The following is a 23840-nucleotide window of genomic DNA, read 5'->3' on the forward strand; positions in this document are numbered from 1 at the left end:
ACACGACCAACGGTAGGGTCCTCCCCGAGAGCACCTATTATCGGCTCCGGAAGCAAGCCGCCATCAGGGAGGCGGTGGCCGAACACCTCGCCAGGCAGCTACCCGACGAGTGCCACCAGACCATCTCGGAGCACCTCCTGGAGCGCCGCGACGTCCGGGACGTGCTGAACGTCTTCCGCGCCGCAATCCGGAAGAACAACCGCATCTGCATGCTGCGCCTGGCCGAACGTAGCTTCTGCGATTTCAAGCCGCAGGATGTCGATGCCGCCCTTACCGCCGCCCAGGAAACATATGGCCGGCAATCTCTGCTTGATGTGCTGGTCAACCAGGAATGGTCGATGGCCACCATACTGGAACAAATTGGCAACTACATCGACAATGGCGCATCACCAGCCGATGTTCTGACGGCTATCATCGACGATGCCGGCTACCGCAACTGGTCCCTGGACACGGCCGGAGGCCAGATGGCTCCAGAGTACTCCGCTCTTGACCGCCTGATTGCCTTCGCCCGGCACTACGACGGTAGCATGGAGAGCTTTATCGAGCTGGTCGCGCCCCGCTTCGTCGATGACGGATTCCACCCCATCGACCACCTCGACCACAAGCTGACGCCGGACCAGCTCGCGCACATCGAGCAGATGTCTGTCACCGAGCCAGCCCCGAAGGCCGGTGGCCTGACGGGCACCAAGAAGCGCATCAAGCGGCAGTCGGTGTGGTGAGCCCCCCCTCCTGGGGGGTCTCCAATGCTCTAGGAGAGCTCCTGGATAAGGTATTTCGCCTTATTTCAAGGTTTAATAACTTACTAAACCATAAAATACCTTATTTTGCGGTTTAACTAATCGCCTCCATCGCGCTCCGGACATCCCTGAGAAATCCGTTTCACGGCGTGCATCCGCGTTACACGGCCTGACATATTCGTTACACGAAACAAAATGGCGCCCATCAAGCCGGGGTCTAATCGATGCCCTCCAGCGAGGCCCGTTCACATCCCCAAATTCGAACAAGGCAATTTTGGGCCATCTGGAGCCCCTGCGGCGTCAACAAAATAAATGCACCATCCGGGGCAATATTCATCGAATCTGTTGACGGATTTGTAAACAAATTAGAGGCCTTTAGGGGGTAAAATCGGGGATTTTCGGGTGATATGGGCCGCTCAGAGGCGGGATATTCATGTACCGGCACGACCATCCATTCTATGCCGGCTCCTCATCGTCATCAATGATGCACAGTCTCTCTTGTGGAACAACTGACCCGACCGTCTTTCTGGACGGATATAGTCGGTTATATACCGGTGTTCCTTGCCATGTTCTTGCCTACCCTCTCTGCAGGAGGGCCGAACGATGGCTGGGCCGCAATTTCTCAGGATAGAGACCTTTGGGCGTGTGCCGACCATGCGCCGGCACGGCAAGCACAAGGGCACCCGCCATGGCGCGGACACCAAGTTCCTGTTCGCCGAGCTCCGGAGCGACCGATGGGCCTCCACCCACCTTAAGCACCCTCGGCAAGAGCCGGTCGTCCTGTGGGGCCTAGGTCTCCATGAGCTGGAAGCGGCCCACGACACTATGGTGGCCTTGGCAACGGAGGAGACAAAGGCCGGGGTTAGAAAGTCCATCTCGGTGGCGCAGCACACAGTGGCAGGCGTCATCCTCTCTCATAAGGGTGATGCCACAACCCTGCCGGGGAACCTGGAACTGAGGGCCTCCGTCGAATCGTGGGAGCAGACCGCTATCGCCTGGCTGCAGGTCGAGTATGGCGCCGACCTCGCCAGCGTGGTTCGCCACTGGGACGAGGACAACCCGCACATCCACGGCATCCTGCTCCCCCAGGACCCCTGCATGCGGGCGACCCTTCTTCATCCGGGTGCAGTGGCCAAGAAGGAGACCTACAAGGCGGCCATCCAGGCTGGGGAGGACCCCAGGACCGCAGGTCGCCTTGCTCATACGGCCTACCGCCAAGCTCTGGCTGACCTGCAGGACCGGTACCACGCTGAGGTAGGCTTCCAGCACGGCATGGAGCGACGCGGCCCCAGGCGGCCCCGCTACACGTCGGCGGAGTACAAGTCCCGCAAGGCGGAGGCCAGGCATCAGCTGGAGCTCTCTCAGCAACTGGCCGACAAAGCCCTAAGCCGAGTCGCCACCGAGCGGCAGCGGACCCTGGTGGCCAGGGCAGAGCGCAACTTGGCGATGGATGAAGCCGCCCAGGCGAAGAAGGAGGTCACCAGCCTCCAGGCCCAGCTTGCTGAATTGCAGGCAGCCCTCAATGCGGTGAGGAAGGCCATCAGCCTGCCCTGATAGCTACCCCTCCGCTACTCCACCATGAAGATGAGGTTAATCAGCCGGATGTTCATCGCCTGCATCGACATCGGTAAACCGGGCGCCAATCTCGGCTGGGCAGCAGTTGATGGTGATGTGTCGAGTGACGGCACGAACCTGGATGTTTGCGTGGAGGCGGTGGCGACCGCGCTGCAGAGAGGCCCTGCGAGCCTAGGTTTCGAGAGCCCGCTCTTCCTGCCCGTCCGGGATGACCCGTTGACCCTAAACAAGGCTCGTCAGGGCGAGAGCGGCAAAGGGCTGCTCTCCCGTCCCTTCTCAGCGCCAGCGGGCTCCACGGTGGCCGTTCTGGGCCTCCTGATTGCGACCTACGTCTTGAAGCGCCTGAGGAAGCTCTGTCCGGAGGCGGTGGCGACCATGGACTGGCGGAATCCTCCTACCGGGGCGGGCTCTCTGCTCATCTGGGAAGCGTTCATCACCGGGCAGGCCAAGACTCATGACACCCGCCACGTCGAAGATGCCCAGCTCGCCATCCAGGGCTACCAGGAGCGGATGGCGAACCCGGCCGAGGCGGTCTCCTCGGTGCATGAGCCCTCATGTCTGAACCTGGTTGGGGCGGCGCTGCTGAGGACCGGGTGGACAACCGATGTCGCGGTGCTGGCCGACCAGTGTCTGGTTGTCCGGGTTTAAGAGGGCACCCTCTGGCCGAAGGGGGCCATTTAGATTGGGGGAACCTTCTGAAGGTTTGGGTTCCCGAACCCTTCGGGAAATCCGACCGACACCGTGTCTGCCAACCCTCCAAAGTGTCCCCTCGAACTGTCCCCTTGGGGGACAGTTTTGGCCCCCTGGACACCTCAGAAACCCATGCTTATGTTAGGGGCCGTAGACCATTAAATTGCTGATTTCTTATGGCTTTCGGAAACTCCCGACTCTGACTCGGGCAGTCTTGGTTCGAATCCAGGTTCCCCAGCCAGCTTTCCCAGAGAATCCGCAGTATCTTGTTCAAGACCAGGCACGTATCGCTTGGCCTTTGCTGTGCCTGGGCTTCCGTTGCGCCAGCCGCCCCGCTTCAGGGCTTGCGCGGGCAACGAGAAAGCCCAGGGGATTTCTCCCCTGGGTGGTGCGTCTCCTCAGCTCCCGATGCCACCGAGCGCCAGGTACTTCGTCTCCAGATATTCCTCGATGCCGTGGCTGCTGCCCTCGCGCCCGAGGCCGGACTGCTTGAAGCCGCCGAACGGCGCCTCGGCGGTGGAGATGATGCCCTCGTTGATGCCGATGATGCCGTATTCCAGCGCCTCGGCGACGCGGAAGATGCGGCCCACGTCGCGCGCGTAGAAATACGCGGCGAGGCCGAATTCGGTGTCGTTGGCCAGCCTGATCGCCTCCTCCTCCGTCTTGAAGCGGAAGAGCGGCGCCACCGGCCCGAAAGTCTCCTCGTGGAAGATCACGGCGTCATGCGGCACGTTGGCCAGCACGGTGGGCTGGAAGAAGTTGCCGCCCTTCTCGTGCGGCTTGCCGCCGGTGACGATGCTGGCGCCCTTGTTCAACGCGTCGGCAATATGCGCCTCGACCTTCTTCACCGCGTCGGCGTTGATGAGCGGGCCCTGGGTGACCCCCTCCTCCATGCCGTTGCCGACCTTGAGCTTCTCCACCGCCGCCTTCAGCTTCTGGCTGAACGCCTCATAGACGCCCTCCTGCACCAGCACACGGTTGGCGCAGACGCAGGTCTGCCCGGTGTTGCGGTACTTCGACGCCATGGCGCCCTGCACCGCCGCATCCAGGTCGGCGTCGTCGAAGACGATGAAGGGCGCGTTGCCGCCCAGCTCCATCGAGGTCTTCTTGATGGTGGCGGCGCACTGCTCCAGCAGCACGCGGCCGACCTCGGTGGAGCCGGTGAAGGAGAGCTTGCGCACCAGCGGGTTGCCGGTCAGCTCCTTGCCCGTGCCGGAAGAGGGGCCGGTGATGATGTTGCACACACCCTTGGGCATGCCCGCCCGCTCGGCCAGCACGCCAATGGCCAGCGCCGAGAAGGGCGTCTGGGACGCCGGCCGGATCACGCCGGTGCAGCCCGCGGCCCAGCCGGGGCCGGCCTTGCGGGTGATCATGGCGGCCGGGAAGTTCCAGGGCGTGATGGCGGCGAAGACGCCCACCGGCTCCTTCGTCACCAGGATGCGGCGGCCCTTGGCGTTCTGCGGGATGGTCTCGCCGTTCACCCGGCGGGCTTCCTCGGCGAACCACTCGATGAAGCTGGCGGCATAGGCCACTTCGCCCTTCGACTCCGCCAGCGGCTTGCCCTGCTCGGCCGTCATGATGGCGGCCAGGTCATCCACATTGGCCAGCATCAGCGCGGCCAGCTTCTTCAGGATGGCGGCGCGCTCATTGGCCAGCATGGCGCGCCAGGCGGGCCAGGCGGCATTGGCGGCCTCGATGGCGCGGCGCGTCTCCTCCTGGCCCATGGCGGGCACGCGGCCCACCACCTCGCCCGTGGCCGGGTTGCGCACCTCCAGCGACTTGCCGCTGTCGGCCTGCACCCATTCGCCGTCGATCAGGTTGGCCTGCCGGAACAGGTCAGGGTCTTTCAGCGGCAGCTTGGAAACGGTGTCGAGCATCGGGCTCTCCTTCCCCTCATCGGCCCGCCAGAAGGGCGGCGGCCGGGCGTTCAGGGAAAGGTAGGACCGGCGGGCGCCGCTGTCAGCCCACCCGCGGATGATCGCTGAAACCTGAGCGCAACACTTCCGGCCAAGCTGGCGTTCACCCTGGGCGCCGGATTTCCCCGGCGGAGGCCGCCAGGCCAGAGGAGGGCGCCATGGGTACGATCCTGCTGATCATCGTCATTCTGCTGCTGATCGGCGCGCTGCCGAGCTGGGGCTACAGCCGCGGCTGGGGCTATGGCCCGTCGGGCGGCCTCGGCCTCATCCTGCTGATCCTGATCGTGCTGCTGCTGATGGGCCGGATCTGAACCGAGCCGCGCCCTCCCCTGCGGAGGGCGGCGTCAGGCGGTGTGCGGCCCGGGAAGGCCGCACACCGCCAGCTCCAGCGCCTCGAACAGCGCCCCCGCCTGCAGCGCGCGGGCGATGCGGCGCGCCACCACCAGCCTCGGCCCCGACCGCTCCAGCACGATCGCCGCCCAGACCGCGACGCCAAGCCCGACGAGCGGCGCCAGATGGAGGTGCAGGAGGGTGACCAGGAGGCCGCCATGCATCGGCGCCAGCCATGCGGTGACGACCAGCGTCATGGCGGCGATGAGGAGGCCCAGCGCGATCGTCAGGTCAAGCCGCGCCAGCCGGGTCGCGGCGACCACCTCGGCCCGCAACCGCGGCAGGGCGATGTGCAACGGATCCTCGACCATCGGCGTGTCGCCCCGGCTCGCGAGGTAGCGGCGGGCCAGCATCTCGGTGCGGAGGGCATGAAGCCGGGGCATCGGCGGAAGGCTCCGAAGTCTGCGCTGCATCGCAGCATGAATCATGCGCCGGAGCCGTCAAGCCGCGACCGACGACCCCCGCTGTCCCGCCATGGGACAAACAGGCAAACGCCGCCCTGCCGGGCGCGGTTCCCTGGCCATGCCTCACTGCAATTCCATGACGATTTTAGGACGGTCTGGTTACAAGCATGGCACACTCCCTTTCTGCCTTTCTTTTTTCGCAGGACGGGAGGGTACGAAGGGAGTGGAAATGCCGAGTATAGAGACCGGGCGGCTGTTCCGCCTGCATTGCTGGCTGATTGGCCTCGTCACCCTGGCTCACATCGCTTCGCGCCTTCTCTTCCTGGCCCAGGGGCGCGAGTCGAGCATCTCCAAGGTGCTCAACTTCTCCGAGGAATCCTCGATCCCGACCGTCGCTTCCACCGCCGGGCTGCTGGCCGCGGCGGCGGTGGCGGCGCTGATCGCCCTCGATGCGCGCAGGTCCGGGCAGGGGGAGAGATGGGGCTGGGCCTTCGTCACCGGCTGCCTCGCCTTCATCGCCTTCGACGAGGGGGCCGCCCTGCACGACCGGCTCACCTATCCGCTGCAGGCCGCCTTCGACTTCGGCGGCGTCTTCTACATCGGCTGGGTCGTGCCCTACATCGCGCTCCTGGTGGTGGCCGGGCTGCTCTGCCTGCCGCTCGCCTTCCGGCTGCCGCGGCGGACGCTGTGGCGCATCATCCTGGCCGGCACCCTCTTCGTCGGGGCCGCGCTGGGGATGGAGCTGGCGGAATCCGCGCTGCTGCACCGGATGGCGGGAGCGGAAACGGCACTGCGCGACGCCGATATCGAGACGTTCAACCGCGCCCCGCTGATGATGCTGCTCATCACGCTGGAGGAGTTCGTCGAGATGCTGGCCATCGCGCTGCTGCTGCGCGCCTTCCTGCTGCATCTCGCCGAGGACCGGGGGGTCGGCGCGATCCGCCTCACCGCCTGAAGGGCACGGCAGGGGGCAGCGGGCGGCTACTCCACCGTCACCGCCTTGGCCAGGTTGCGCGGCTGGTCCACATCCGTGCCCTTCAGCACCGCCACATGATAGGCCAGCAGCTGCACGGGAATGGCGTGCAGGATGGGGGCCACAAAGGGGTCCACCGCCGGCAGCACCACCACGCGCTCGGCGAAGCGGCGCAGCGCGGGCGCACCGGCGGCATCGGTGAAGGCCATGATGCGGCCGCCGCGCGCCGCCGCCTCCTGCAGGTTGGAGGCGGTCTTCTCGAAGAGCGGGCCGGAGGGGCAGAGCGCGATCACCGGCACCGCCGGGTCGATCAGCGCGATGGGGCCGTGCTTCATCTCGCCGGCGGCATAGCCCTCGGCATGGATGTAGCTCAGCTCCTTCAGCTTCAGCGCGCCCTCGAGGGCGATCGGGTAGAGGCTGCCGCGGCCGAGAAACAGCACGTCCCGCGCCTGCGCCACCTCGCGCGCCAGCTCCAGGATCTCGCTGCTGTCCTCCAGCAGGGCGGCGGCATGGGCGGGCACCTCCAGCAGGGCGGCGGTGAGCCGCGCCTCCTCGGCCGGCGCCAGGGTGCCCCGCGCCCGGCCGAAGCCCAGCGCCAGGCTGGCCAGCACGGCGAGCTGCGCGGTGAAGGCCTTGGTGGAGGCGACGCCGATCTCGGGCCCTGCCACGGTCAGCACCGTGCCGTGGCTTTCCCGCGCCATGCTGCTCTCGGCCACGTTCACCACCGAAAGGACGCGCTGGCCGCGCTCGCGCAGCAGCCGCAGCGCCGCCAGCGTGTCCGCGGTCTCGCCGGACTGGCTGACCAGCAGCGCAGCCCCTCCCTCGGGCAGCGGCGGGTCGCGGTAGCGCAGCTCGCTGGCGATGTCCGCATCCACCGGGATGCGCGCCACCTGCTCGATCCAGTAGCGCCCGACCTGCGCCGCCAGATAGGCCGAGCCGCAGGCGCTGAAGGAGATCTTGGGCACCGCCACCGGGTCGAAGGGCAGCTCGGGCAGCGCCACGGCACGGCTGGCCGGGTCGATGTACTGGCGGAGCGTGTCGCCCAGCACCACCGGGTGCTCGTGCAGCTCCTTCTCCATGAAGTGGCGGTAGTTGCCCTTGCCCACGGCGGCGCCGGAATAGGCAGTGAGCTTGATGGCACGCTCCACCGGCCGGTCCTCGGCGTCGAAGAAGCGGGCGCCGCTTTCGGAGAGCACCACCCAGTCGCCTTCCTCCAGATAGGCGACGCGGCGCGTCATGGGCGAAAGGGCCAGGGCGTCGGAGCCCACGAACATCTCGCCCTCGCCATAGCCCACCGCGAGCGGGCTGCCCTGCCGCGCCGCGATCAGCGTGCGCGGATGGCCGGCGAAGACCATGGCCAGCCCGAAGGCGCCATGGATCCGCTTCAGCGTGGCGGAAACGGCCTGTTCCGGGGTGGCGCCGCCCGCCAGCAGATGGTCGAGCAGCTTGGCGACGGTTTCGGTATCGGTTTCCGTCTCGAACTCCACCCCCTGCGCCTCCAGCTCGGCGCGCAACTGGGAGAAGTTCTCGATGATGCCGTTGTGGACGACGGACACGCGGGCGGTGCCGTGCGGGTGGGCGTTGCGCTCGGTGGGCGCGCCATGCGTGGCCCAGCGCGTGTGGCCGATGCCGGTGGTGCCCGCCAGCGGCTGCGCCTCCAGCACGCGGGCCAGGTTGACCAGCTTGCCCTCGGCGCGGCGGCGCTCGATGTGGCCGTTCACCAGGGTGGCGATGCCGGCGCTGTCATAGCCCCGGTATTCCAGCCGCCGCAGTCCTTCCAGCAGGCGCGGGGCGGCATCGTCCCGCCCCACCACGCCGACGATGCCGCACATCAGCCCTTCTCCTTCCGGCGGGCGGCACGGAAAACCGCGGCCGCTCCGGGTTTCTCGGCCGGGCGGGCGCGGGCGAAGGCCATCGCATCCGCCGACACGTCCCGGGTGAGCACCGAGCCGGCGGCGGTCATGGACCCGTCGCCCAGGCGGATCGGCGCGATCAGCGTGGTGTGGGAGCCGACGAAGACGCCCTCCCCGATCTCGGTGCGGTGCTTGCTGAAGCCGTCATAGTTGCAGGTGATGGTGCCGGCGCCGACATTGGTGCCCGCCCCCACGCTGGCATCGCCCAGATAGGTCAGGTGGTTGGCCTTGGCCCCCTGCCCCAGCGCGACGTTCTTCAGCTCGACGAAGTTGCCGACATGCGCGGCGGGCCCCACATCGGTCCCCGGCCGCAGCCGCGCATAGGGCCCGACCACCGCCCCCGCCCGCACCACGCAGCCCTCGAGATGGCTGAAGGCGCGGATCTCGGCGCCGTCCTCCACCGTCACGCCGGGCGCGAACACCACATGGGGCCCCACCGTCACGTCCTGGCCGAGCCGCGTGTCGTGGCTGAACACCACGCTCTCGGGCTGGACCAGCGTGGCGCCGCCCTCCATGGCGGCGCGGCGCAGCGCGGCCTGCACCGTGGCCTCGGCGGCGGCCAGCTCGACGCGGCTGTTGATGCCGCGCAGCTCCGCCTCCGGCGCCTCCACCGCCACCACGCGGCGGCCCTCGGAAACGGCGAGCGGCACCACGTCCGGCAGGTAGTACTCGCCCGCCTTGTTGTCGTTGCGCACGCCGCGCAGCCAGCGGAACAGCTCGGCGGCCGGCGCGCAGAGGACGCCGGCATTGCACAGCCCCACCGCGCGCTCGGCCTCCGTGGCGTCGGCGTATTCGACGATGCGCGTCACGTCGCCACGCGCATCCTGCATCACCCGGCCATACTTCGCGGGGTCCCCGGGGCGCATCGCCAGCAGGGCGAGGCCGGCCTCGGCGCGGGCGGCGCGCAGGCGGCGGAGCGTGGCGGGCGTGATCAGCGGGTTGTCGGCATAGAGCACCGCGACATCGCCCACGAAGCCGTCCAGCAGCGGCGCGGCCTGGAGGGCAGCATGGCCGGTGCCGAGGCGCTCGGCCTGCACCACGGTGGCGTGCGGCGCGGCGGCGCGCTCCAGCGCCGGCATGCCGGGGCCGACCACCACCACCAGGCGGTCGAACACCCCCTCGCAGGCGGCGATGAGGTGGTTGAGCATCGGGCGCCCGGCGATGGGGTGCAGCGCCTTGGGCAGGCGGCTCCTCATGCGGGTGCCAAGGCCGGCGGCGAGCAGGATGGCGGCAGCGGTCATGTCCCGCTTCTGCCCGGGAACTCCAAGCCCGGGCAAGAGCTTCCGGCCTCACTTCGCATTGCCGCGCGAAACATGGCATGAAACGCGACCATGCAACGAACCGTGATCTTCGACCTGGACGGCACGCTGGTGGACAGCCGGCCGGACATCCATGCCGCGCTGAACCGGCTGATGGCGGCGCGCCACCTCGCCCCCTTCACCCTGGAGGAGGTGACGCGCTTCATCGGCGATGGCGTGCCGGTGCTCCTGCAGCGCGCCTTCGCCGCGCGCGGCCTGCCGGCGGACCCGACGGCGCTGCCCGCCTTCCTGGCCGACTACGAGGCCAACGCCGCCGTCCATACGAGGCTGTTCGAGGGCATGGAGGCGGTGCTGGACGGGCTGGCGGCGGAGGGCTGGGCGATGGCCGTCTGCACCAACAAGCCGGAAAAGGCCGCGCGGCTGCTGCTGGCGGCGCTCGGCCTTGAGGGGCGCTTCGCGGCGCTGGGCGGCGGCGACAGCTTCCCCGTGCGCAAGCCGGACCCGGCCCATGTACTGGCCACGCTGAAGGCCGCCGGCGGCGCGCCGGAAATGGCGGTGATGGTGGGCGACCACCACAACGACATCGCCGCCGGCCGCGCCGCCGGGCTGCCGGCGGTCTATTGCGGCTGGGGCTACGGCCTGCCCGAGATGGCCGATGGCGCGCCCGTGGCCGCCACCCCCGGCGCGCTGCCGGCGCTGCTGCGGCAGGCGCTCGCGGCCTGATCAGCCGGGGCTCAGCTCCAGCAGGTAGGCGGTGAGCCGGCCGAGCCAGCGGCCCGGCATCTCCACCCGCACCGGCAGGAACGGCGCGCCCGGGCGCGGGCTGGCCATCCAGGCGATGGCCTCCTGCGGCTCGCGCAGCTCCCGCTCGTCATCATGCCGGAAGCCGGCGACCTGGCGGCCGGTGAAGCCGCAGCGCACCGCCTCGCCGCTCCAGGCCTCGCGCCAGGGCGGCAGGAAGTCCCGCCCCAGTGTGCGGGCCGAGAACTCGGCGCGGCGGCGGCCGTCGAACACCGCGGCCTCCGCCTCGCAGCGGCCGGTGCGCGCCAGGTTGCGCGCCATCTGCGCCACGGGCGTCAGCGCATCCACCGTGCCGCGCCAGAGCGCCGGAGGCACCGGCTCGCGTTCCGGATCGACCGCCGGCACGAGCTGGCGCAGCGTGGCCTGTCCTTCGGGATATTCCAGCACCACCTGGCGCTGCCTGCCGCGCCAGACCCCCTCCCCCACATAGCGCCGGGGCTGGGCGCGGTTCTCCTGCCACTGCCCCTCGACGCGGCTGACCTGCCGGCCATCGCTGAACCAGCGCGCCGGCCCGGTCAGGTGCAGGGCGGATTCGATGCGGTAGTGGCGGGGCGAGGCGAGGTCGAACAACACCTCGATCTGCATCACCTGCATGCCCGCCGCCTGCACGCCATAGACGGCCCTGAGCGGCTCCGCCCGCGCCATGGGGGCCAGGGCGAGCAGGACGGCGAGAAGCGGAAGGAGGCGGCGCGGCATCACCCTCACATGATGTGCCGGCGGGATGTTTGAAGATGAGGAATGATCGTGAGCCCTGCTTGACACTCCCCCATGCCCCCGTTATTTCCCCGCCCACACCCGATGGGTGCGTAGCTCAGCGGTAGAGCATCGCCTTCACACGGCGGGGGTCACAGGTTCAATCCCTGTCGCACCCACCATCGGGTCTCCGGATTTCCTGGTCATCAGGCTGACAACGGGGCCGTGCATCGCACGGCCCCGTTGCCGTTCGGCCGGGCGGGCCCGGCGGCGGGGCGCCGCCAGCCCGCCCCGCCTCAGCGCGGCGCCTGGGGGGAAGGCTGCGCCCCGGGAGCGGGCGCATCGGCGCCGCGCCGGTGCTGGTGGTGGCGCCGGCCACGCAGCTCCGACACCTCCAGCGCCCCATCGGCATTGGCATCGGCCGCGCGGAACAGCGCCACCGCGATCGGCCGCACCTCCTGCATGGTCACGCGTCCGTCGCGGTCGGCATCCGCCGCGCGGAACATGGTGTCCATGCGGCCCTCCATGGCGTTGCGGACGCGCTCCGGCACGGGGCGGCGCTCGCCACCCTGGTTCTGGCCCTGACCCTGGCGCTGCGCCCGCAGGTGGTCGCGCACCTCGCTCCGCTCCAGGGCGGCGTCCTTGTTGGCATCGGCCTCGGCGAAGCGGGCGGACAGGAAGTTCAGCGCCTCCGCCTCGCTGACGCGGCCATCGCGGTCCGCATCGGCCTGCTGGAACAGCCGGGCATGGGCGCCATGGCGGGGGCCGCCGCCCGGCTGCGCCATGGCGTCCCGGCTCATGGCCGGCAGGGCGGCGGCGGCCAGGGCAAAGCCGAACAAGCCCATGGCAAGCTTGGAATTCGCAAGGCTGGAAGTCATCGTGGCTCTTCCCTCGAAATGGACGGCGATCGCTGCCGCATGGGAAGAGAAATGGGAGGGGCGTGTTACTGGCGCATTTCGGCGCGCCCCTTCCCGGGTGATGAAGTGTGACGGAACCTCGCGCTCAGCGCGCCGGGCGGGCCGGGTTGCGGCGCACCACCTTGCGCGGCGGCGTGGCCCGCACGCGGGTGCCGCCATCGCCCTGCTCGATCACCGTGGCCGATGCGCGCCGCGCCACAGCCACGCGGCCGGTGCCGCGGGCGGGAACGGCCTGCCGCGCCACGCGAACGGGCGCGGCCTGCCGGACGAGGCGCGCGGGCGCCACGGCACGGCGCGCCGCGGCCGGCGCCGTGGCCCGGGCCGTCGCCGCCGCCCGGGCCGGGACGACGCGCGCGGGCAGCACCCGCGCCTGTCTGGTGGCGCGCACCCGGCGCAGCGTGGCCGCCGCCGCCGTGCCGCCCACCGCCGCCATGGCGAGGGAGGCCGCCGGCGCCGACCGCGCCATGACCGCGCCGCCGCCCGCGCCCATCTGGGCGAAGCCGCGCTCCAGCAGCGCCGCCGCGTGGCGGTCGCGCTCCACCCAGGAGCTGCCGCCGAACACCGCCACGATCAGCCGCACATTGTCGCGCCGGGCGCTGCTGACGATGTTGAAGCCGCTGGCGTGGATGTAGCCGGTCTTGATGCCGTCCACCCCCTCATACTCGGTGAGCATGCGGTTGTGGTTGCGCAGGCTGATCGTGCCCATCTGGTGGCTGCGCGTGCCGAAATAGTGGTAGCGCTCCGGGAAGTCCCGCTGCAGCCGGCGGCCGAGTGTTGCCATGTCGTGCGCGGTGGTGATCTGCTCCACGTCCGGCAGGCCCGAGGCGTTGCGGAAGGTGGTGGCCGTCATGCCGATGGCGCGGGCGCGCAGCGTCATCATCTGCGCGAAACGGGCCTCGCTGCCGCCGCCCAGCGTCTCGCCCAGCAGGGAGGCGACGTCGTTGGCCGACTTGGTGACGAGCGCGTAGATGGCGTTCTCCACCGAGATGGTCCGGCCGGGCGGCAGGCCCAGCTTGGAGGGCGGCCGGCTGGCGGCCGTCTCCGTCATGACCAGGCGCTGGTCGAGCCGCAGCTCGCCGGTGCGCAGCGCCTCGAAGACCATGTAGAGCGTCATCATCTTGGTCAGCGAGGCCGGATGGCGCGGTGCGTCGGCATGTGCGCCGAACAGGACCTGCCCCGTGCTCGGCTCGATCACCACCGCCGCGTAGCGCGCGCTGCCGATCTGCGCCTGCGCCGCCCCTGGAAGGGCAGCGGCAAGAAAAGTCGATGCGGCCAGCAAGCCGAGCCGGCGCACCGCGCGGACAAATGACATGTCCATCCCCCGATATGACCTCACCCCCCAGTGAGGAGACGCCATACTAGGCGTGAGCGCGCGCGGCTGTCATCGAGAACTCATGCGGAACATCCCCTTTCAACAAGGGCTTAACCCCTTTCGTTTAAGCGTCGTCGGATGAGCGCCCAAGCCCCTGGAAAAGCGAGGCTCGAGCCTGATCCGCAGGGATTGCTGCACCGCAAAAATTTTACTGGACGCCGCTCCGTTTCATTGCCATATCGTCGCCATGCTGCGCTGCAACAAACGCGGCTGCCAGGCTGGACCTCGTTTCGGACGGGTCTTGCGGCCCACCGGAACCAGCGCCTCCCCTGCCCGGACGGGGCGCGGCGAGCCCGAGGAGGAGCATCAATGGCCAATGAGCCCAAGGTGATGAAGCTGAACGCCAGATCAGCCTCACCCAAGGACAAGGCGATCGAGGCCGTGGTGGAGACCGTCTCCGCCATGGCCGAGCAGGCGGCGGACAGCGTTCCGGCGCCGAACAGTGAGCCGGCGCAGGTGCTGGTGAACACGACTGAGGAAAGCGCGGCGCAGCCCCGCACGGCAATGGAGAAGACGATGGATCAGGCGACCCGTTCGACCGAGGGCTTCTACAAGGTGACCGAGGAGGCCATGGAGTTTGGCCGCGGCAACATGGAGGCCTTCACCAAGGCGACCCAGGCCTATGTCAGCGGCCTGCAGGATCTGAGCAAGCAGGCCTTCGCGGCGATGCAGGCGATCAACGAGCAGGCCCTGCAGAACGCCAAGGCCGTGGCCTCGGCCAAGAGCCTGAAGGAAGCCGCCGAGCTGCAGACCAGCTTCGCCAAGGCGCAGCTCGAGAAGTCGGTGGCCGAGGCGACCCGCTTCAACGAGGCGACCTTCAAGCTGGCCGAGCAGGCCTCCGCCCCGATCGCCGCGCGCATGACGCTGGCGATGGAGCGGATGACCCGCCCCGCCACCTTCGCCTGAACAGCCATGCCGGCGGCGCCCTCCCGCGCCGCCGGCCCCCTTTCCGCCCCTTCGCCCCGGCCATGGCCGCACGGGCGAAGCGCGGCGCCCGGCGCGCCTCCCGCGCCCCCCTCCCCGCACCCGAATCCGGCCCGCGCCACCGCGCTCCCCCAGGGGCAGAGGGCGCTTTTCCGCGGCCATCGGCATGGTCGGCCCTTCACCTTGGCCCCGGCGCTCCGATATTCTCGGCCATCATGGGCGCGAGGAGCGGGGTCCAGTGGCGGATTCCAGGCCCCTCCGCCCGCTTACGGACGGATAGCCCATTGGGTGCAGCAGACAACCGGCAAGCCGGCGGCAGTGACATGACGGACCAGGACAAGCGCCCGGATCAGGACAGCGACAACAATGGCGGCGGCCAGGACGGCACCAACACCGGCGTCGTGGTCAAGGCGCGCCCGCGCACGCGCAAGCCCGCTATGTACAAAGTACTGATGCTGAATGACGACTACACGCCGATGGAATTCGTGGTCCACGTGCTGGAGCGCTTCTTCCAGAAGAACCGCGAGGAGGCGACGCGGATCATGCTGCATGTCCACCGCCGGGGCGTGGGCGTGTGCGGCGTCTATACCTATGAGGTGGCCGAGACCAAGGTGACCCAGGTGATGGACCTCGCCCGGCAAAATCAGCATCCCCTGCAATGTACCATTGAAAAGGAGTGATGCGGGGCGTGATCATCTCTGTGTAACCTGGAGAAACTTAGAATACCCCTCGCCGTCATAGGGATGCGAGACCACATTACGGCTATCCTGGGCTGAAAGGCCCTGTCTTGCGGCACCGGAGCCTCCCACCACCGGTGTCGTTCCTGGAAGGGGAGCGTCACACCGCATGCTGTCCCGCAACCTTGAGCAGACGCTCCACCGTGCGCTGGCCCTCGCCAATGAGCGCCGCCACGAATACGCCACGCTGGAACACCTGCTCCTTGCCCTGGTCGACGATACCGACGCCGCCACCGTGCTGCGCGCCTGCGGTGTCGACCAGGACAAGCTGAAGCGCGACCTTGCCGAGTTCCTGGACAAGGATCTGGCCGGTCTCGTCACCGAACGCACGGGCGACCCGAAGCCCACCGCCGGCTTCCAGCGCGTCGTGCAGCGCGCCGCCATCCATGTGCAGTCCTCCGGCCGGGACGAGGTGACGGGCGCCAACGTGCTCGTCGCCCTGTTCAGCGAGCGGGAAAGCCATGCAGTCTACTTCCTGCAGCTGCAGGACATGACCCGGCTGGACGCGGTGAACTTCATCAGCCACGGCATTGCCAAGGCGCCCGGCCGCAGCACCAGCCGCCCCGTGCAGGGCGCGCCGCCCAGCGCCGCCCCGGGTGGCGAGGAGGGCGCGGAGAAGGAGGAGAAGCCGCAGGGCCGGCGTGGCCAGGACGCGCTCTCCAACTACTGCGTCAACCTCAACAAGAAGGCGCAGCAGGGCAAGATCGACCCGCTCATCGGGCGCGACTCCGAGATCGAGCGGACCATCCAGATCCTCTGCCGCCGCACCAAGAACAACCCGCTCTATGTGGGCGACCCGGGCGTCGGCAAGACCGCCATCGCCGAGGGGCTGGCCAAGCGCATCATCGAAGGCGACGTGCCGGAGGTGCTCGCCAAGTCCACCATCTTCGCACTCGACATGGGCAGCCTGCTGGCCGGCACCCGCTACCGCGGCGACTTCGAGGAGCGGCTGAAGGCCGTGGTGAACGAGCTGGAGCAGCAGCCCGGCTCCATCCTGTTCATCGACGAGATCCACACCGTGATCGGCGCCGGCGCCACCTCGGGCGGGGCGATGGACGCCTCCAACCTGCTGAAGCCGGCGCTGGCCCAGGGCACGCTGCGCTGCATCGGCTCCACCACCTACAAGGAATACCGCACCTATTTCGAGAAGGACCGCGCCCTGGTCCGCCGCTTCCAGAAGATCGACGTCAACGAGCCGACGGTCGAGGACGCGGTGAAGATCCTGACCGGGCTCAAGGTCAATTACGAGAAGCACCACAAGGTCAAGTACACGCCGGAGGCGATCCGCGCCGCCGTCGAGCTGTCGGCCAAGTACATCCATGACCGCAAGCTGCCGGACAAGGCGATCGACGTCATCGACGAGGTCGGCGCCTCGCGCATGCTGCAGCCCGAGGGGAAGCGGAAGAAGACCGTGACGCTCAAGGACGTGGAGGACATCGTCGCCAAGATCGCCCGCATCCCGCCCAAGAGCGTGTCGTCGGACGACAAGGAGACACTGCGCAACCTGGAGCGCGACCTGAAGGCCATGGTGTTCGGCCAGGACCAGGCGATCGAGGCCCTGTCCGCCGCCATCAAGCTGTCCCGCGCCGGGCTGCGCGACCCAGAGAAGCCGATCGGCAACTACCTGTTCTCCGGTCCCACCGGCGTCGGCAAGACCGAGGTCGCCAAGCAGCTCGCCAAGACGCTCGGCATCGAGCTGATCCGCTTCGACATGTCGGAATACATGGAGCGGCACAGCATCAGCCGGCTGATCGGCGCGCCGCCGGGCTATGTCGGCTTCGACCAGGGCGGGCTGCTGACCGACAGCATCGACCAGCACCCCCATGCCGTGCTGCTGCTCGATGAGATCGAGAAGGCGCACCAGGACCTCTACAACATCCTGCTGCAGGTGATGGACCACGGGAAGCTGACCGACCACAACGGCAAGACGGTCGATTTCCGCAACGTCATCCTGATCATGACGACCAATGCGGGCGCGGCCGACATGGCCCGGGCCGGCATCGGCTTCGGCCGCGAGGAGCGGAAGGGCGAGGATGAGGAGGCGGTGAAGCGCCTGTTCACGCCCGAGTTCCGCAACCGCCTGGATGCGGTGGTGCCCTTCGGCAACCTGACGCCTGAGATCGTCGGCAGCGTGGTGGAGAAGTTCGTGATGCAGCTGGAGGCCCAGCTCGCGGACCGCAACGTCACCATCGAGCTGTCCTCCGCCGCCAAGGAGTGGCTGGCCGAGAAGGGCTACGACCGCCTGTACGGCGCCCGGCCGCTGGCCCGCGTCATCCAGGAATACATCAAGAAGCCGCTGGCCGAGGAGCTGCTCTTCGGCAAGCTGGCCAAGGGTGGCGCGGTCAAGGTGGGCAAGAAGGATGACAGCCTCACCTTCGAGTTCATCGAGGCGCCCCTGCCCGCCCTGCCCAAGCCGGATGACGGCCGGCCGGATGGCGACGGGGAGAACGAGCACGCCCCCGAGGCGGCCGGCTGAGAGCTGAAGCGGCGCACAAGCGGAGCGGCCCGGTGGCGATGCCACCGGGCCGTTTTTCCGTCCGCCCCCCGCATCCGCGCGAGCGGTCCTTCACATGCCTCATGCCCGGGCTTGGCAATTGCCTTGCAAACCGTTAACTTACCGAAAATTACGCCACACCCCCCCAATGGCGGCGTAATTTTCCGGGTCCCGCTTCCCTCGCGGGCCCTGGCGACCCAGGCGGCGGCTCCCGGCGGCCGCCTGGGGTCCGGTTCTGCGGGGCCTGCCCCGCGCGCGGGCCGCTCCACCCCAGGGGGTGGAAGGCTGAGCCAGGCCGTGCATGATTCCGGCACACGCGCCCATGGCCGGGGCGGAGGATTCGCCTCCTCTTTCCCGGTCTGGCGCCCAGCTCGGCATCGAGAGGTAGAACAGGATGAATGTCATGTCACAGGCGCGCCCCCGTCCCCTGCGGGTCGCCATCGCCGGGCTGGGTGCCGTGGGCCAGCGTGTCGCCGAGGCGCTGGATGCCGGCATTCCGGGCTGCGAGCTGGTCGCCGTCGCGGCGCGGGACAAGGCGAAGGCGGGGCGGATGCTGGCCACGCTGCGCCAGCCCGTGCCGGCGCTCGACATCGCCGAGCTGCCGCCGCTGGCCGATCTGGTGGTGGAATGCGCGCCCGCCGCGCTGCTGCCGCAGATCGTCCGCCCCTTTGTCGAGGCCGGCAAGAAAGCCGTAGTGCTGAGCGCCGGCGCCCTGCTCTCGCATGAGGACCTGATCGAGGCGGCGCGGCGGCATGGCGGGCAGATCATCGTGCCGACCGGCGCGGTGCTCGGGCTCGACGCCGTCTCGGCCGCCGCCGAGGGCGAGATCCACGCGGTGCGCATGATCACCCGCAAGCCGGTGCGCGGGCTGGTGGGCGCGCCCTACCTGGCCGAGCACGACATCCGCATCGAGGACATCCGCGAGCCGCTGCGCATCTTCCAGGGCACCCCGCGCGAGGCGGCGGTCGGCTTCCCGGCCAACCTCAACGTGGCCGTGGCCCTGTCGCTCGCCGGCATCGGGCCGGACCGCACCTCGCTCGAGATCTGGGCCGATCCGGCGCTGACCCGCAACACCCACCGCATCGAGGTGGAGGCGGATTCGGCCAGCTTCTCCATGACCATCGAGAACATCCCGAGCGAGAACCCCAAGACGGGAAGGATCACCGCGCTTTCGGTCATCGCCTGCCTGCGCAAGCTGTCCGCGCCGCTGCGCGTCGGCACCTGATCCCGCGCGCGCCCTGGCGGGGAGCGCGGGCCGCTCCCCCTTGACCCGGCCCGCTGCGGGGCGGAAGTTCCGCCCCCTTCATGCTTCTGCCCGCCGAGGCCCCCGCCATGCCAGACGACGCCCCCGCCCTGCGCGCCCTGCTTTCCGCCACCGGCGGCGCCGACCCCGGGGGCGAGGCGCGGGACCTGCTGGCCAGCCCCGCCTTCGCCCGCCTCGTCGGCGCGCTGGAGGCGGACCATGACCGCTTCGTGGAGCAGCTCATCGCCCTGACCCAGATCCCCTCGCCGCCCTTCGGCGAGGCGGCGCGCGCCGCCGCCTATGCCGGGCTGCTGCGCGAGCAGGGGCTGGAGCAGGTGGAGACCGACGCGGAGGGCAATGTCACCGCCCTGCGCCCGGGCACCGACGCGGCGGCGGGCGTCATCGTGCTCTGCTCGCATCTCGACACCGTCTTCCCCGCCGGCACGGATGTGACGGTGCGGCGCGAGGGCACCATCCTGCGCGCCCCCGGCGTCGGCGACGACACGCGCGGCCTGGCCGTGCTGCTGGCCATGGCGCGGGCGCTGGACGCGGCCGGAATCCGCACCCGCGCCGGGCTGCTGCTGCTGGCCTCGGTGGGCGAGGAAGGCGCGGGCGACCTGCGCGGGGTGAAGCACTTCTTCCGCGCCAACCGCTGGCGGCACCAGGTGGCCGGCTTCATCGCCATGGACGGGATCGACCCGGCGCGGCTGGTGCATGGCGCGGTCGGCAGCAAGCGCTACCGCATCACCTTCCGCGGCCCTGGCGGGCATTCCTTCGGCGCCTTCGGGCTGGTGAACCCGGCCTTCGCCCTGGCGCGCGCGGCGGACGACCTCGGCCGCATCCGCGTGCCGCCCCATCCCAAGACCACCTTCTCCATCGGCCGCATCGGCGGCGGCACCTCGATCAACGCCATTCCCGAGGAGATGTGGATGGAGGTCGATCTCCGCTCCGCCTCGGCCGAGGCGCTGGGGGAGCTGGAGGCGCGGTTCCTCGACATCCCGCCGCAGGCGGCGGCGGACGAGAACGCGGCGCGCGACACGGCGCGCGGCGGGATCCGCGTCGAGGTGAAGCAGATCGGCGACCGCCCGGCAGGCACCACGCCACGGGACAGCCGCATCGCCGGCGTCGCCGCCGCCATGATCTCGGCCCAGGGCTATGTCCTGAAGCACGAGGCCTCCTCCACCGACAGCAACATCCCGATCAGCCTCGGCATCCCGGCCGTCACTCTCGGCACGGGCGGCAGCGGCGGGCGGGAGCACTCGCTGGAGGAGTGGATCGACGTGGAGCGGGGCGCCAGCGTCAAGGGGGTGGCGACGGCGCTGGGCACCATCCTCACCCTGGCGGGCATCGCCAGCAACTGAGGCCGGGCGCGGGGAAAGGGCCTCCCCCTCCCCGCCCGGGCGTCAGGGCCTGCGGGCCTCGTGCCGGGCCATCCAGCTCGCCGAGCCGAAGATCACCAGCGCGCCGGCCAGCGTCGCCCAGCCGGGGATATCGCCGAACAGCAGGAAGCCCAGCAGCGCCGCCCAGGCGAGGTCGAGGAACTTGATCGGCTGGGTGGCCGAGACATCCGCCAGGCGGAAGGCTTCCGTCAGGCACCAGTGGCCGAGCGTGCCGAGCAGCCCCGCCATCACGAACCAGCCGAGCTGCACCAGCGTCGGCGCCTGCCAGTAGGCCAGGGCGAAGGGCAGCGTGAAGAGCGAGATGGTGATGGCCTGCCACATGACGATGACCTCCGGCCGGTCCCGCCGCGTCAGCGCCTTGGTGATCAGGAAGGAGGCGGCGAAAAGCGGCGAGGAGGAGAGCATCACCAGCGTCCAGAGCCCGCCGCCGCCCGAGAGCTTCGGGCCGAGCACGATGCCCACCCCCACCAGCCCCACCAGCGCCGCCACCCAGCGCGCCAGCACCACCTTCTCCTTCAGGAACAGCACGGCGCCGATCATGATGAAGATGGGACCGGTGAAGCCCAGCGCCGTCACGTCGGCCAGCGGGATGTGCGGCAGGGCCAGGAACCACAGCAGCAGCCCCGCCGTGTGCACCACGCCGCGCCAGAGCTGGCCGGCCATGCCGTTCGGCGCATAGGCCCGCAGCCCTTCCCGCCACAGCAGCGGCAGCATCACCGCGAAGCCGAAGGCATAGCGCAGGAACTGGGCCTGGAAGGAGTGCATCTCCCGCGTCATGCCGCTCATGATGGCGTTGAGCAGGCTGAACAGCAGGCCGGAAAGCCCCATCCACACCATGCCGCGCAGGACGGGCGAGAGCCGCCCCCAGGCCGCCCCGATACGCGGCCGGAACCCCGGCGTGGCGGGCGGGCGGGCGACGTGCTGCGACATGGCGGAGCGTTTCCGGTTCTTCTGCGCGGGCGGGCGGGCCCGGCACCGCAGCATGGCGCCGCGCGCGGCGGGCCGCCAGGGGGATATGTCCGTCCCCCGGCACAAAGCCCCCGCCGGCAACCGCCCTCAGGCCGCGCCAGGCTCCGGGTAGCGGATGGCCACCACCTCCAGCTCCTCCACCCCCGCCGGCGTGCGCAGCCGCACCAGATCCCCCACCCGCGCCTTCAGCAGCGCGCGGGCGACCGGCGAGACCCAGGAGATGCGCCCCCGCTCCAGATCCGTCTCGTCCACCCCCACGATGGTGACGGTGACCTCCGAATCGTCCTCCCGCGCATAGGTGACGGTGGCGCCGAAGAACACCTGGTCGCGCCGGGGCTGGCTGGCGGGGTCCACCACCTGCACCCGCTCCAGCCGCTTGCGCAGGAAGCGCACCCGCCGGTCGATCTCGCGCAGGCGGCGCTTGCCGTACTGGTAGTCGGCGTTCTCGCTGCGGTCCCCGAGACTGGCGGCCCAGGAGACGATCTCGACCACCCGCGGCCGCTCCTCGTTCCACAGGGCGCGCAGTTCGGCCTGGAGGCCGGCATGGCCGGAGGGCGTCATGTAGAAGGGCGTGCCGGCGGGCAGGCCGGGCGGCGCTTCCTCCTCGTCGTCCTCCTCCATGGCGGCTCCCGATTGCTGCTGCGGGAGGGCGGGTTAGCTCAAGGTTGTGCGCCGGTGCAACATCTTGCCAAAGAAGCGACCAGGACCTCTTGGCTCACTGGCGAAATGGCGCATCACTCTGCGATATTCATCCTATGATCGTGCCAACAGTCGGCGAATCCATGCCAGTACGCGCCAGAAACGGGTTCACGCCGGGTGTTCTCCCGCATACCCATCACCGCCCAGCAGCACGGCCCCGCCCATGACCGCCAACACGGAGCCTCCAGGCAGGCCGGGCTATTTCTGGCCGGTGCTGGGGCTGGCGCTCGGCATGCTGCTGACCGGGATGGCCATCACCGCCCACCAGATGCTGTACCAGAACGGGCGGAACGAGCAGCGCCTGCAGGGCCTGGAAGCCGGCCTGCAGGACACGGAGCGCCTGCTGGCCCTGCTGAAGGGGCGGCAGGATGGCAGCGTCCCGGCGGCGGCCCTGGCCTCCCTGGCGCGCCTCGCGGCGGCGGAGCCGGCGCTGGAAGCCGCCCAGGCCGAGCTTGCCGCGGCCGCGGCGCAGCCGCCGCAGCCCGGAGAGCCGGCGCAGGCCGAGATGGCGGGGCTGGCGCTGCAACAGGCCATCCAGAAGGAGATCCGCCGCCTGCGCGCCGATGAGCGGCAGCAGGAGCATGTCAGCCTCGTGCTGAGCCTGGCCGGCATAGGGGCGGGCGCGCTCCTGCTGCTCTCGGCCCTGCTCTCCACGCGGCGGCGGGAACACCAGCAGGCGGATGGCGCGCAGCACCGCGCGGCCGAGCTGCGGGCCGTCTGCGATGCGAGCCCCGTGGGCCTGGCGCTGCTGGACGGCGAATGCCGCCTCCGCCAGGTCAATCCGAGCTTCGCGGCCCTGGCGGAACAGCCGGAGGCGGCGGTGGCCGGGCGGCACCTGACGGAGGCCATGCCGGTCCTGGGCGGCCTGCTGCTGCCGATGCTGCGCGGCGCCATGGCGCGCGGCGAGGGGCTGCCGGGGCAGGAGGTGCATGCGGAGGATGCGGGCGGGCGCAGCCAGCACTACTTCATCGCCGCCGAGCCCGTGCAGGGCGGCGGGACGCAGGCGCGCCTTTCGCTGGTGCTGATGGATGTCAGCGACAAGGTGGCGGTCGAGAGCTGGCGGGACGAGCTGGTCAACGAGCTGAACCACCGGGTCAAGAACACCCTCTCCACCGTGCAGTCCCTGGCGGCCCAGACCATGCGCGGCGCAGGGCAGGACCCCAACCGCTTCGCCGCCGATTTCAGCGCGCGGCTGGGCGCCCTGTCCCGCTCGCACGAGCTGCTGGCCTCCGTCGGCTGGTCAAAGGCCACGCTCGACGGCGCGATCGAGGCGGCGCTGGCGCCCTGGAAGGCGGTGTGGCTGGCCACCGGGCAACTCGCGATGCACGGCCCGTCCGGGGTTGTGGTGCGCCCGGCCCAGGCGCAGGCCATGGTCATCGCCATTTCCGAGCTGGCCAGCAATGCCAGCCGCCACGGCGCCCTGGCGCATGACGGGCGTGTCAGCCTCACCTGGCGCATGGCACCCAACGGCATGATCCATCTTGCCTGGCACGAGACCAGCAAGGCCTGGCTGACGGAGGCGTCGCCCCAGCGCGGCTTCGGGCTGCGCTTCCTGGAGCGGGGCCTGGCGCACGACCTCGGGCCCGGCGCGCAGGCGCAGCTCCGCTTCGAGCCCACGGGGCTGCAATACGATGTCAGCTTCCGGGCCGGCATCACCCAGCCCACCACCTTCACCCTGCAGAAGGGCGCCGCCTGAGGAGAGACGCCGCCTGAGGAGAGACGCCGCCGGGCGGC

21 protein-coding genes and 1 tRNA gene are annotated in these 23840 nt (G+C 69.8%); 13 read left to right on the plus strand and 9 right to left on the minus strand.

The window, feature by feature from the left end; genetic code table 11:
* The 3 genes from CR162_RS06720 to CR162_RS06730 form a co-directional block, all read left to right on the plus strand.
* Positions 1-719 (plus strand): DEAD/DEAH box helicase (locus tag CR162_RS06720; RefSeq protein WP_218014842.1); only part of this gene is annotated, 719 nt, incomplete at its 5' end.
* 621 nt (positions 720-1340) lie between these two features.
* Positions 1341-2291, plus strand: a complete 951-nt coding sequence (locus CR162_RS06725) for a hypothetical protein (RefSeq protein WP_099094779.1) — start codon at positions 1341-1343, stop codon at positions 2289-2291.
* A 48-nt stretch (positions 2292-2339) separates the two neighbouring features.
* Positions 2340-2960 (plus strand): hypothetical protein, encoded by a 621-nt coding sequence (locus CR162_RS06730; protein WP_141563092.1) that lies wholly within the window; start codon positions 2340-2342, stop codon positions 2958-2960.
* 440 nt (positions 2961-3400) lie between these two features.
* Here the strand turns inward: CR162_RS06730 and CR162_RS06735 are convergent, their stop codons facing one another.
* Positions 3401-4879 (minus strand): NAD-dependent succinate-semialdehyde dehydrogenase, encoded by a 1479-nt coding sequence (locus CR162_RS06735; protein ID WP_099094781.1) that lies wholly within the window; start codon positions 4877-4879, stop codon positions 3401-3403.
* 197 nt (positions 4880-5076) lie between these two features.
* On the opposite strand from CR162_RS06735, the gene CR162_RS06740 reads away from it, so the two are divergent.
* Positions 5077-5229, plus strand: coding sequence for a DUF3309 family protein (locus tag CR162_RS06740; protein WP_099094782.1), 153 nt, complete (start codon positions 5077-5079; stop codon positions 5227-5229).
* Positions 5230-5262: 33 nt separating this feature from the next.
* Here CR162_RS06740 and CR162_RS06745 read toward each other — a convergent pair whose 3' ends face one another.
* On the minus strand, positions 5263-5691 hold the full coding sequence (locus CR162_RS06745) for a hypothetical protein (RefSeq protein WP_099094783.1): 429 nt from the start codon (positions 5689-5691) through the stop codon (positions 5263-5265).
* A 250-nt stretch (positions 5692-5941) separates the two neighbouring features.
* On the opposite strand from CR162_RS06745, the gene CR162_RS06750 reads away from it, so the two are divergent.
* Positions 5942-6667: a hypothetical protein gene (locus CR162_RS06750; protein ID WP_099094784.1), complete on the plus strand. Its 726-nt coding sequence runs from the start codon at positions 5942-5944 to the stop codon at positions 6665-6667.
* A 26-nt stretch (positions 6668-6693) separates the two neighbouring features.
* Here the strand turns inward: CR162_RS06750 and glmS are convergent, their stop codons facing one another.
* The gene (gene glmS, locus CR162_RS06755) at positions 6694-8517 is read right to left on the minus strand and encodes a glutamine--fructose-6-phosphate transaminase (isomerizing) (protein WP_099094785.1); all 1824 of its coding nucleotides are present in this window, start codon (positions 8515-8517) and stop codon (positions 6694-6696) included.
* Complete coding sequence (gene glmU / locus CR162_RS06760) at positions 8517-9839, minus strand: bifunctional UDP-N-acetylglucosamine diphosphorylase/glucosamine-1-phosphate N-acetyltransferase GlmU (protein ID WP_099094786.1); 1323 nt, start codon at positions 9837-9839, stop codon at positions 8517-8519. The genes glmS and glmU overlap by 1 nt, the downstream gene beginning before the upstream one ends.
* Before the next feature lie 90 nt (positions 9840-9929).
* Between glmU and gph the strand changes: the two genes are divergently transcribed.
* Positions 9930-10580 carry a phosphoglycolate phosphatase gene (gene gph, locus CR162_RS06765; RefSeq protein WP_099094787.1) on the plus strand — a complete coding sequence of 217 codons (651 nt, stop codon included), beginning with the start codon at positions 9930-9932 and terminating at the stop codon, positions 10578-10580.
* Here gph and CR162_RS06770 read toward each other — a convergent pair whose 3' ends face one another.
* The gene (locus CR162_RS06770) at positions 10581-11354 is read right to left on the minus strand and encodes a DUF3108 domain-containing protein (protein WP_099094788.1); all 774 of its coding nucleotides are present in this window, start codon (positions 11352-11354) and stop codon (positions 10581-10583) included.
* Positions 11355-11458: 104 nt separating this feature from the next.
* On the opposite strand from CR162_RS06770, the gene CR162_RS06775 reads away from it, so the two are divergent.
* A tRNA-Val gene (locus tag CR162_RS06775) sits at positions 11459-11533 on the plus strand.
* Between the two features lie 114 nt (positions 11534-11647).
* Here CR162_RS06775 and CR162_RS06780 read toward each other — a convergent pair.
* Both CR162_RS06780 and CR162_RS22610 read right to left on the minus strand, forming a co-directional pair.
* A complete protein-coding gene (locus tag CR162_RS06780; RefSeq protein ID WP_176559755.1) occupies positions 11648-12229 on the minus strand; it encodes an EF-hand domain-containing protein in 582 nt (193 codons plus the stop codon).
* 124 nt (positions 12230-12353) lie between these two features.
* Positions 12354-13580, minus strand: a complete 1227-nt coding sequence (locus tag CR162_RS22610) for a D-alanyl-D-alanine carboxypeptidase family protein (RefSeq protein WP_218014843.1) — start codon at positions 13578-13580, stop codon at positions 12354-12356.
* Between the two features lie 369 nt (positions 13581-13949).
* Here CR162_RS22610 and CR162_RS06790 point away from each other — a divergent pair, with 369 nt between their 5' ends.
* From CR162_RS06790 to CR162_RS06810, 5 genes are all read left to right on the plus strand, one after another.
* Positions 13950-14546 carry a phasin family protein gene (locus CR162_RS06790; RefSeq protein WP_099094790.1) on the plus strand — a complete coding sequence of 199 codons (597 nt, stop codon included), beginning with the start codon at positions 13950-13952 and terminating at the stop codon, positions 14544-14546.
* A gap of 341 nt (positions 14547-14887) precedes the next feature.
* Entirely contained in the window at positions 14888-15244 is a 357-nt protein-coding gene (gene clpS, locus CR162_RS06795; protein ID WP_099094791.1) for an ATP-dependent Clp protease adapter ClpS, read from the plus strand.
* 166 nt (positions 15245-15410) lie between these two features.
* The gene (gene clpA, locus CR162_RS06800) at positions 15411-17777 is read left to right on the plus strand and encodes an ATP-dependent Clp protease ATP-binding subunit ClpA (RefSeq protein WP_099094792.1); all 2367 of its coding nucleotides are present in this window, start codon (positions 15411-15413) and stop codon (positions 17775-17777) included.
* A gap of 421 nt (positions 17778-18198) precedes the next feature.
* Positions 18199-19020, plus strand: a complete 822-nt coding sequence (locus CR162_RS06805) for an aspartate dehydrogenase (RefSeq protein ID WP_099094793.1) — start codon at positions 18199-18201, stop codon at positions 19018-19020.
* Positions 19021-19127: 107 nt separating this feature from the next.
* On the plus strand, positions 19128-20399 hold the full coding sequence (locus CR162_RS06810; RefSeq protein ID WP_099094952.1) for a M20/M25/M40 family metallo-hydrolase: 1272 nt from the start codon (positions 19128-19130) through the stop codon (positions 20397-20399).
* A gap of 42 nt (positions 20400-20441) precedes the next feature.
* Here the strand turns inward: CR162_RS06810 and CR162_RS06815 are convergent, their stop codons facing one another.
* Entirely contained in the window at positions 20442-21368 is a 927-nt protein-coding gene (locus CR162_RS06815; RefSeq protein WP_099094794.1) for a DMT family transporter, read from the minus strand.
* 126 nt (positions 21369-21494) lie between these two features.
* The gene (gene greB / locus CR162_RS06825) at positions 21495-22028 is read right to left on the minus strand and encodes a transcription elongation factor GreB (protein WP_099094796.1); all 534 of its coding nucleotides are present in this window, start codon (positions 22026-22028) and stop codon (positions 21495-21497) included.
* A 241-nt stretch (positions 22029-22269) separates the two neighbouring features.
* On the opposite strand from greB, the gene CR162_RS06830 reads away from it, so the two are divergent.
* Positions 22270-23802, plus strand: coding sequence for a sensor histidine kinase (locus tag CR162_RS06830; RefSeq protein ID WP_099094797.1), 1533 nt, complete (start codon positions 22270-22272; stop codon positions 23800-23802).
* Positions 23803-23840: the final 38 nt, after the last annotated feature.

It is taken from the genome of Teichococcus rhizosphaerae, from assembly GCF_002631185.1.
GTDB lineage: Bacteria > Pseudomonadota > Alphaproteobacteria > Acetobacterales > Acetobacteraceae > Pseudoroseomonas > Pseudoroseomonas rhizosphaerae.

Excerpts from the sequence above, each read along its gene's own strand:
- CR162_RS06735 (WP_099094781.1), bottom strand. The coding sequence starts at position 4,879 with ATGCTCGACACCGTTTCCAAGCTGCCGCTGAAAGACCCTGACCTGTTC.
- gph (WP_099094787.1), top strand. The coding sequence starts at position 9,930 with ATGCAACGAACCGTGATCTTCGACCTGGACGGCACGCTGGTGGACAGC.
- CR162_RS06790 (WP_099094790.1), top strand. The coding sequence starts at position 13,950 with ATGGCCAATGAGCCCAAGGTGATGAAGCTGAACGCCAGATCAGCCTCA.
- CR162_RS06750 (WP_099094784.1), top strand. The coding sequence starts at position 5,942 with ATGCCGAGTATAGAGACCGGGCGGCTGTTCCGCCTGCATTGCTGGCTG.
- glmS (WP_099094785.1), bottom strand. The coding sequence starts at position 8,517 with ATGTGCGGCATCGTCGGCGTGGTGGGGCGGGACGATGCCGCCCCGCGC.
- CR162_RS06810 (WP_099094952.1), top strand. The coding sequence starts at position 19,128 with ATGCCAGACGACGCCCCCGCCCTGCGCGCCCTGCTTTCCGCCACCGGC.
- clpA (WP_099094792.1), top strand. The coding sequence starts at position 15,411 with ATGCTGTCCCGCAACCTTGAGCAGACGCTCCACCGTGCGCTGGCCCTC.
- CR162_RS06725 (WP_099094779.1), top strand. The coding sequence starts at position 1,341 with ATGGCTGGGCCGCAATTTCTCAGGATAGAGACCTTTGGGCGTGTGCCG.
- CR162_RS06740 (WP_099094782.1), top strand. The coding sequence starts at position 5,077 with ATGGGTACGATCCTGCTGATCATCGTCATTCTGCTGCTGATCGGCGCG.
- greB (WP_099094796.1), bottom strand. The coding sequence starts at position 22,028 with ATGGAGGAGGACGACGAGGAGGAAGCGCCGCCCGGCCTGCCCGCCGGC.
- CR162_RS06805 (WP_099094793.1), top strand. The coding sequence starts at position 18,199 with ATGTCACAGGCGCGCCCCCGTCCCCTGCGGGTCGCCATCGCCGGGCTG.
- glmU (WP_099094786.1), bottom strand. The coding sequence starts at position 9,839 with ATGACCGCTGCCGCCATCCTGCTCGCCGCCGGCCTTGGCACCCGCATG.
- CR162_RS06745 (WP_099094783.1), bottom strand. The coding sequence starts at position 5,691 with ATGCCCCGGCTTCATGCCCTCCGCACCGAGATGCTGGCCCGCCGCTAC.
- CR162_RS06770 (WP_099094788.1), bottom strand. The coding sequence starts at position 11,354 with ATGCCGCGCCGCCTCCTTCCGCTTCTCGCCGTCCTGCTCGCCCTGGCC.
- CR162_RS06730 (WP_141563092.1), top strand. The coding sequence starts at position 2,340 with ATGTTCATCGCCTGCATCGACATCGGTAAACCGGGCGCCAATCTCGGC.
- CR162_RS22610 (WP_218014843.1), bottom strand. The coding sequence starts at position 13,580 with ATGTCATTTGTCCGCGCGGTGCGCCGGCTCGGCTTGCTGGCCGCATCG.
- clpS (WP_099094791.1), top strand. The coding sequence starts at position 14,888 with ATGACGGACCAGGACAAGCGCCCGGATCAGGACAGCGACAACAATGGC.
- CR162_RS06830 (WP_099094797.1), top strand. The coding sequence starts at position 22,270 with ATGACCGCCAACACGGAGCCTCCAGGCAGGCCGGGCTATTTCTGGCCG.
- CR162_RS06780 (WP_176559755.1), bottom strand. The coding sequence starts at position 12,229 with ATGACTTCCAGCCTTGCGAATTCCAAGCTTGCCATGGGCTTGTTCGGC.
- CR162_RS06815 (WP_099094794.1), bottom strand. The coding sequence starts at position 21,368 with ATGTCGCAGCACGTCGCCCGCCCGCCCGCCACGCCGGGGTTCCGGCCG.